General features: G+C 46.4%; 8 protein-coding genes and 1 pseudogene. 6 read left to right on the top strand and 3 right to left on the bottom strand.

Annotated features, from left to right (window positions below):
- Nucleotides 1–129: 129 nt before the first annotated feature.
- Nucleotides 130–1,635 (top strand): multicopper oxidase family protein, encoded by a 1,506-nt coding sequence (locus ACG95_RS13005; RefSeq protein WP_048000944.1) that lies wholly within the window; start codon nucleotides 130–132, stop codon nucleotides 1,633–1,635.
- 202 nt (nucleotides 1,636–1,837) lie between these two features.
- Nucleotides 1,838–2,206 (top strand): DUF1304 domain-containing protein, encoded by a 369-nt coding sequence (locus tag ACG95_RS13010; protein ID WP_048000945.1) that lies wholly within the window; start codon nucleotides 1,838–1,840, stop codon nucleotides 2,204–2,206.
- Nucleotides 2,207–2,343: 137 nt separating this feature from the next.
- Here ACG95_RS13010 and ACG95_RS13015 read toward each other — a convergent pair whose 3' ends face one another.
- The gene (locus ACG95_RS13015; protein ID WP_048000946.1) at nucleotides 2,344–2,853 is read right to left on the bottom strand and encodes a YbhB/YbcL family Raf kinase inhibitor-like protein; all 510 of its coding nucleotides are present in this window, start codon (nucleotides 2,851–2,853) and stop codon (nucleotides 2,344–2,346) included.
- Nucleotides 2,854–2,885: 32 nt separating this feature from the next.
- On the bottom strand, nucleotides 2,886–4,082 hold the full coding sequence (locus ACG95_RS13020) for a DUF2075 domain-containing protein (protein ID WP_048000947.1): 1,197 nt from the start codon (nucleotides 4,080–4,082) through the stop codon (nucleotides 2,886–2,888).
- Nucleotides 4,083–4,192: 110 nt separating this feature from the next.
- Between ACG95_RS13020 and ACG95_RS13025 the strand changes: the two genes are divergently transcribed.
- Both ACG95_RS13025 and ACG95_RS13030 read left to right on the top strand, forming a co-directional pair.
- Nucleotides 4,193–4,669, top strand: coding sequence for an Rrf2 family transcriptional regulator (locus ACG95_RS13025; RefSeq protein WP_048000948.1), 477 nt, complete (start codon nucleotides 4,193–4,195; stop codon nucleotides 4,667–4,669).
- 174 nt (nucleotides 4,670–4,843) lie between these two features.
- Nucleotides 4,844–5,425 carry an acetyl-CoA carboxylase biotin carboxyl carrier protein gene (locus ACG95_RS13030; RefSeq protein WP_048000949.1) on the top strand — a complete coding sequence of 194 codons (582 nt, stop codon included), beginning with the start codon at nucleotides 4,844–4,846 and terminating at the stop codon, nucleotides 5,423–5,425.
- Nucleotides 5,426–5,523: 98 nt separating this feature from the next.
- On the opposite strand, the gene rihC is transcribed toward ACG95_RS13030, so the two are convergent.
- Nucleotides 5,524–6,435 (bottom strand): ribonucleoside hydrolase RihC, encoded by a 912-nt coding sequence (gene rihC / locus ACG95_RS13035; RefSeq protein ID WP_048000950.1) that lies wholly within the window; start codon nucleotides 6,433–6,435, stop codon nucleotides 5,524–5,526.
- 134 nt (nucleotides 6,436–6,569) lie between these two features.
- Between rihC and ACG95_RS13040 the strand changes: the two genes are divergently transcribed.
- Complete coding sequence (locus tag ACG95_RS13040) at nucleotides 6,570–7,472, top strand: oxidoreductase (RefSeq protein WP_048000951.1); 903 nt, start codon at nucleotides 6,570–6,572, stop codon at nucleotides 7,470–7,472.
- Nucleotides 7,473–7,753: 281 nt separating this feature from the next.
- Nucleotides 7,754–7,981, top strand: a pseudogene (locus ACG95_RS13045) (hypothetical protein); the annotation flags it as partial.

Here is a 7,981-nt window from a genome sequence, read left to right on the forward strand (position 1 = left end):
CTGGGTCGGCAGCTAGCTTAACAGCAGGCGCACGATTGACACCTATTTAAAATAATTCTAAACTAGACATGACGAGCTATAACGTCGCGCTATTATATAGGATAATTTTAATTTTAGGGGGATCTCAATATGGCAAAAAAAGTCTACACTGATTATTTTTTTGATGAACCTGCTTACAACACACATGATGGTGGTTATATTCCATTGATCACACCAAAAGTTGAACCACAACCGTTAGCGATTCCGCCGTTGCTTAAGCCGGATCGTCAAACAGCCACAAGTGACTATTATACCGTAACGGCACAGGAAAGTACTACACATTTTTTACCTGGGCAACCAACAAAAACTTGGGGGTATAATGCGAGTTTCTTGGGCCAGACGATTGTGTTTCGTGAAGGTAAGCAGACCCATATTGATCTCAAGAATGACCTACCAGAATTAACGACGTTTCACTGGCATGGTTTGAACGTGCCAGGTCCGATTACGGATGGAGGTTGTCATGCACCCGTTTATCCAGGTGAGACCAATCATATTGACTTTAAAGTGCAGCAACCAGCCGCAACACTTTGGTTACATGCCCATCCTTGTCCATCGACAGCAACGCAGGTCTGGAAAGGCTTAGCCACGATGGTCATTGTGCAGGATGCTGTGGAGGCCAAACTGCCACTGCCGCGTAATTATGGGGTCGATGACATTCCAATGGTCTTACAGGATCGTGAATTCCATGCTGATAATCAGTTTGATTACCGGGCGGATTATGATCCTGATGGTGTTCAAGGGCACACGGCACTGGTTAACGGGACGGTCAATCCTTACTTTGATGTGACGACCCAACGTGTTCGCTTACGGATTTTAAATGGCTCTAACCGTCGTGAATGGCGCTTGCATTTTAATGATGACTTAGCGTTTGCTCAAGTTGCTTCCGATGGGGGTATCTTACCAGCACCGGTCTACATGACTAAAGTGATGGTAACTTGTGCGGAACGCGACGAAATTGTGGTCGACTTTGGCAAGTATCACGTTGGCGATGTCGTGACCTTAATGACGGATGAAACGGCGTTATGCCAGTTCCGAATTAAGGACTTTGTCCCTGATGACACCAAGTTGCCAGAGCACTTAGTCGATATTTTAGACGAAGCACCAACACCGGATGTGCCGGTCCGTAAGATTACGATGGATGGCATGGATGATGAAGTTGCATTGAATGGTAAGAAGTTCGACATGCAACGCATTGATGCTCGTCAACGGGTCAATGACGTGGTAATCTGGGAGATTCGCAATACCAATAGTTGTAAAAATGGGATGGTACACCCATTCCACGTTCACGGAACACAATTCACCGTACTATCTCGTGACGGTGGGCCGGTCTATCCAAACGAACACGGTTTGAAAGACACGGTTGGAGTTAACCCAGGCGAAACGGTAAGAATTAAAGTAAAGTTTGCTCTGACTGGGGTCTACATGTATCACTGTCATATCATTGAACATGAGGATGGTGGCATGATGGCACAGATCGAGTCATATGATCCAGCACATCCACAGACGTATCATTTAATGGATATGGAAACGCTACGGAATGCTTTTGCGAAGGAGCAAGGCGTTAAGCCGGAAGACGTGTGGATGCCAGGGTGTTAATAAAGTAACAGCGTGTATCAGAAGCCGGGGCACTACTGAGCGTAATTTTGCGAGACGAATGATTGGTTTTCAATCGTCAAGATTGCGATACTAAGCGAGGGTAGTGGGCTTTTGATACACGTTTTAATGACAGTATGTTTGGAAAGCTAACAAAATATTAGGGCGCTAACCACATGTTTTTATACTCAGGAGGAAATTACAGATGCAAATTGCAGCAACAGTTATGGCCATAGTGGTCGCAATCGAACACGGTTTTATCTTATGGTTAGAGATGTTTAATGCGGATAGTGAAATGGCCGTCAAAGCGTTTGGGGTACCACGTGAAGATTTGAAAACGCCGTCGGTTCAGCTGTTATTTAAGAATCAGGGCCTATATAACGGTTTTCTAGCAGTTGGGATTTTATTCGGGCTCTTCGTTGTGCCGGCTGTAGCGAGTGCCGGAGTCGTGTTATTTTTCCTAGCTTGTGTGATCGTTGCGGCTATTTATGGTAGCGCTACGGTGAGTCGTTCAATCATTGTTGTGCAAGGATTGCCCGCATTGATTGCATTTTTCTTGGTATACTTTGCTTAAATAGTAATGGCCGATTAATTGGTTTGTGGCTAAGCAATAAAAAGAGCGGTTGTGACAATAAGTCACAGCCGCTTTAACGTCAATAAATATGAGTTGGTACAAGTGGAAAGCTAGTACCAAATATTAGTGCCTGATTATTAGGCTTTACCAATGACTGTTGTTTTCGCTGTTGCAAGTACGTGACCCGCGATCGCATCGTGAAATTCGTTGAGCCAGTAGCCTGGTCGGAGATCTAACTCGGTATCTAATGCGAATAACTTGAGGGAATAACGGTGGTCTTTATTTGGCGGGTACGGACCAACGTAATGTTGACTGACTTTTAGATCAGTCTCATTGACGTAACGACCGGCTGTTGAATTATTCCCCTGAATCATTGGAATAGCACCAGTCTGGCTAGCATTTGCTGGAATCTGAGTTACGGTAGCCGGAATGTTGGCGGCAATCCAGTGAATCCAAGTGAAACCACTGACTGGGATTGCATCGTAGTCAACGAAAGTAAACGCTAATGAGTGGGTACCCATAGGAACGTCACTGATATTGATTGGAAATGAAATGATTGGGTGGCCCTTGTACATCTGGGTAGGAGCGGCCTGTTTAGCGTAAGTTGCGGCTAGGGCCCCATCGACGGTCGGAATTGATACTTGCATGGCGGAATCCCTCCTCTTGTAATTAACTTTAATTATAACGCTAATAAACGTTTACGTAATGCTGGGTCAACCGCATAAAGGTAGAGACCATAACGACCGCGCTTCATGAGGACGTTGATTGAATTGAAGATGATCTGTTCTTTTAACTGCGTTAGTTCACCGAGGTCAGAGCGCTTCTTAAATGCTTCTTGGTCTTCATAGCGTTCCGGTTTCACGATAATCCGGTCTGTTGTGGCATCGTAGCCAACGGAAGGACCTAAGATCACACCGGCATAGTTCAGATCAAACCCCTGAATCGTGTAGATTGAACCGACCTCATCCAGTGTTTTTGGGCGCAGCGCCCACGGGTCATCGGTGAGGTTGACCTTGTCCCACGGCAGTTTCAGATCACCAGCCGTTACGTACCAAGTGCCGTGGTTAACGACGTAGGGAAAGTCAGCGGTCGCTATCATGCGGGCCAAACCGTGCTGGTGATCTTGTTGGCGAATACGGTCGTACATTGGTTGACCATCGTCAAAGATGCGGAGGTCAAAATGCGGATCGTGTGGTAGGGCGGCTAACTGGCCATTAGTAAAATTGTTGATCCAGTTGACGACAGCCGGACTACCAGTAATTCGTAACTGCTGGTCGAGATTGAAAGTGGCGTGCGGGTAATGATTCAGAAACGGTTGTAAGTCGCTCGCTTGCCAGTAACTCTTCAGTTTGAGAACTTGTTTTGTGTCGAATACGAGTACGACGACACGACTGTGTTTTAATAGTTCGGTCAGTTGATTGTGACCAGTGAAGCGATTGTAGCGATCTGGTTGAGTCAGTAGTAAGTGCGCCTCATCAACGAAGACGACGTCAGCTTGTTGCAGTTGCTTGGCAAGTCGATTGATGAGTGGTGTTGGTTTTTGAAAGTCTTTTTTACGAAGGTTCGGATCATCTGTAGCTAACCGTTTGTAAATCTTCAACATCTCGTTATGGTTAACGACTAAGTAATTTTCGGTATCTTGCAATAGCTGCGGTGTCTGGCTGCGACTAAGCGCCTGCAAGTGACTGAAGGCAGCGGCCAGGACGGCGCTTTTACCTGTACCCGCGTCGCCATGAATGACGAAGAGCCCGGGTTCAGGCTGGCTGAGATGATTGCTAATGAATGTCAGTAATTGTTGTTCTAACTGTTGTTGTGCTGGCGATAAAGCAACTTCGTCAGCCAACTTAAAGGTTGCGGCACTAATGGTAGATGGCATAATCTTCACTCCCAGTCGTCATTATAGCGTAATTTGGGAGTGAATTGAAACCAGCAAAATTACAGTTGGTGGTAGAATGGAAGTACGATCAAAAGGACGGAGGAAATGGTATGAAACTAGATTTTTCGGTAGCCGTACACAGTTTATTGTACTTAGACGTGCACCGCGATAGCAAAGTGTCCAGTCGGGAACTGGCACAATCGTTGCACTTGAATCCAGTTATGATTCGCAACATTTTATCCGTATTACATAAACAAGGGTATTTAACAGGGACGGTCGGTAAAAATGGGGGTTACCAACTAGAAATGGCGTTGGCTGATATGAATCTGGGTGATCTGTATGACTTAACGATTCCGCCAACCATCAGCTATGCCCGCTTCATTACGGGACCGTCTAAGACGGACGAACAGGTCAACCAGTCAGCGATTGCGGCCAATATCAGTGAGACCTTGACCGATCTATTCTCGGTGGCAGATCGCCAATACCGCGTCTACTACCATCAATTTACGATGGCTGACCTGAAACGGGACTTAGATCACCACGGCTATTTTCTGGCGCAGGAAGATGCGGGCAGCACAGACTTATAGTGTAATAGCAGCAATTAAGGTGAACTAAAAATCAGTCTGATCCCTGATGAAGCGGGATGCTGGCAAGTGAGTGCTCGAATATTGACGAATTCTTAACGAAGGATTCATACTTCCACCACATTCCTGCGCTAAACTATGCGTTATAATCGAAGCGTAATTATTGGAGGGTGTTGTATGGAATTAGAGAAGATCTATCAATTAATGGATAAATTTGAACAGAGTAGTCTGACTAGTTTTGAATACCACGATAAGGACTTTGGTGTTCAATTCGGAAAAAAGGGTCACGGTAGGCCAGCAGATGCCGGTCAAATCGTACCGTTGCCTAGCGAACCGGTTGTCACACCGGAACCAATCGCGCCCACACCAGTCTCAGTGGCCAGTGCACCCGAAGTGGAACCAGTCGTTGAGACACGGGTAACGTCTGCGGCTCCAGTAATCCCAGTAGTATCAGAAGCGCCAGCTGAATCAATGAGTGCACCGAAGCCAGAACCCATTGATCCCAAGGAATGCGTCACTGCGCCAGTTGTTGGAATTTACTACCCAGCACACTCGGCAGCGGAAGCACCATACGTTAGCATTGGTGACCATGTCAGTGCTGGACAACAGGTCGGCTTGATTCAGGCCATGCAGATGATGCGGCCAGTTGTTGCCAAGCAGGCTGGGACCGTCAAGTCATTCTTAGTGAAGAATGGCGAAGAAGTCAATTTCGGTCAACCATTGATCCAGTTGATTCTGGATGCGCCGGATGATATTTAATTTGAATTGAAGAAAAAAACAGGTTACTTCAGAATTTTAATTTCTGAAGTAACCTGTTTTTAGTTATCACGTTTTGTTTTAATATGAGTTTATTGAGATTAATCGATTGCTGCGACGGTCTTCAAGAACCACTGGTTGAAGGCGTCAGCGTTAATGTCGACACAGACTGTCGCGTTGGTCTTGCCATCGTGGTAAGCACCGCGGATATCACCGACAGTTTCACCATTAGCTGGGCCATCTGTCTGCACGTCGATCCACATGTCTTCAGTCGTGAAGGCTTCTGGATGTAGTAGGTAGAATAAGGTGTTAACGTCGTGCATGGCAACGCCCGTCTGATTGCGGTCGTTGTAGTGACCAAAGAGGGCGTGAAGCATGGTACCCGTGCGGCCTAATGCAGGTAATTGATCAATGGATTCGCGCGTCAATAAGGCTTTCATCGTGACGTCCAAACCTACCATGGTAATGTGCACGCCGGATTGATACATGATTTCAGCGGCGTGGGGGTCAGTGAAGACGTTGAATTCGGCGGCACTGGTCATGTTACCTTTACCAAGTGCACCACCCATAGCGACGATTTCCTTAATGTGTGGTAACACTTCGGGATAAGTCTTGAATAGTAAGGCGATATTCGTGTAAGCACCGGTTGGCACCAAGGTAATGGGTTCTTCTTCTGCCATGATGTAGTCGCGTAAAGCTTCAACCGCGGTCATTGGCAATGGATCAGGTAGATCGGTTGGGAAGTCATAACCAGGCATCCCAGAGACACCGTGAATCCGAACGGCATCTTCGAATGGTTTTAACAGTGGTTGAGCTGCGCCACCCGCAACTGGCACCTTACTATTGAAGAAACGGGTCAGCTTGAGGGCGTTGATGGTGGTCTTGTCGACCGTCACGTTGCCGGCCACCGTTGTGATTAATTGTAAGTCCAAGTCGGGATGATTGAGTGCAAACGTGATTGCCGCAGCGTCATCAATACCAGGATCTGTATCCATGATAATTTTTATTGACATGTGAATTCCTCCAATTAAAGAACGTGTTTGTGATTAGTTCTATTTTAGCATATTACCGGCAATGAATTCGATTGCAATTCGGCGGGACTTGACGTAGCATGACAGTAAATAACCGGAATGATGGAGGAACAAACATGAATCAACCACGAGTAATTCTAATTACGGGTGCTTCAGCAGGTATCGGTAAAGCGACCGCGCTCAAACTACAGGCGCAGGGTAATATCGTCTACGGTGCGGCTCGTCGTATCGAGAAGATGACGGATTTGGCAGCGGCCGGAGTGCACGTACTCAAACTGGATGTGACCGATGAAGCCACGTTGATCGCAGCGGTTAAGACGATCGAAGTTGAACAGGGGCGTTTGGACGTCTTGATCAACAACGCTGGTTACGGCTCATACGGTGCGTTGGAAGACGTGCCGTTAGCGGAAGGTGAATACCAATTCAAGGTCAACGTCTTCGGTGTGATGCGGTTGACGCAATTGGTCTTGCCACTGATGCGCGCACAGCATCACGGCCGGATCATCAATACGTCTTCAATCGGTGGGAAGATCTACCAGCCGTTGAGCGCATGGTACATGGGGACTAAGCACGCCATCGAAGGAATGACGGACGCCTTGCGGATGGAAGTCGCACCGTTCGGGATCGACGTGATCCTGATTGAACCGGGTGGCATCAAGACCGAATGGGCGGGCATTGCTGAGAAGAACTTGCTGGCTGTATCTGGCGAGACGGCCTATCATGAGCAAGCCGTAAAAGTTGGCGCAATGTTGTCGTTATTCGACCAGTTCGCGTCTAACCCTGGTGTGATTGCTAAATTGATGGTTCGTGCGGTCAACGACATTAAGCCGAAGACGCGTTACCACGCTGGGATGGGTGCTGGTTTGTCATTAACGGCACGCAAATGGTTGAGTGATCGCCAATTTGACCGGATGATGACGGGTGCCGTTAATGGCGCGGCTAAATTGTCGAAAGTCACTGGCCGTAAGAATCGGCGGGCTGGGAGTCGGCACTATCAACATGGTAAGGCGACGGAATAAGGCTGTTCTAAAGCTAGCTAGATTAAGAAACTAAAATTGAATAAACATGAGCCACTCGCTACGTGGGCCTATTGATGGTCCTGGAGCGGTGGCTTTTTTATGTGATTTTCAGGAGCCTATTACGGTGATAATAAAATTATTAATATCAAGGTTGATCTTAACGAGACATAGCGATTCAGACAACCGTTATATTTTAATGAAGCATGGTAAAATAATTGTAGCAAAATGGCTGAATAATAGGATTTTGTCTGGCATAGAAAATGATTTATCGAGGTAAGGTAATGAATGAAGTGTTTCGTGAAATGGATGAGGAAGAAATTGAAGTAGCGATGAGCAGGTTCTTTGCTATTACACACGGTGAAAAGCTTCAAGAATTAGATGATAAGCATGTCTTGATAGAACAAGATGCTTTAATTTCGTACACAGGGAAAGATGAATTTGCCTATTTGGATTTTCAAACTTTCTATAAGTATTTAGCGCATGAAATAAATAAACGTGCTAAAAGAAAT

It is taken from the genome of Lactiplantibacillus herbarum, assembly GCF_001039045.1.
Taxonomy (GTDB): domain Bacteria; phylum Bacillota; class Bacilli; order Lactobacillales; family Lactobacillaceae; genus Lactiplantibacillus; species Lactiplantibacillus herbarum.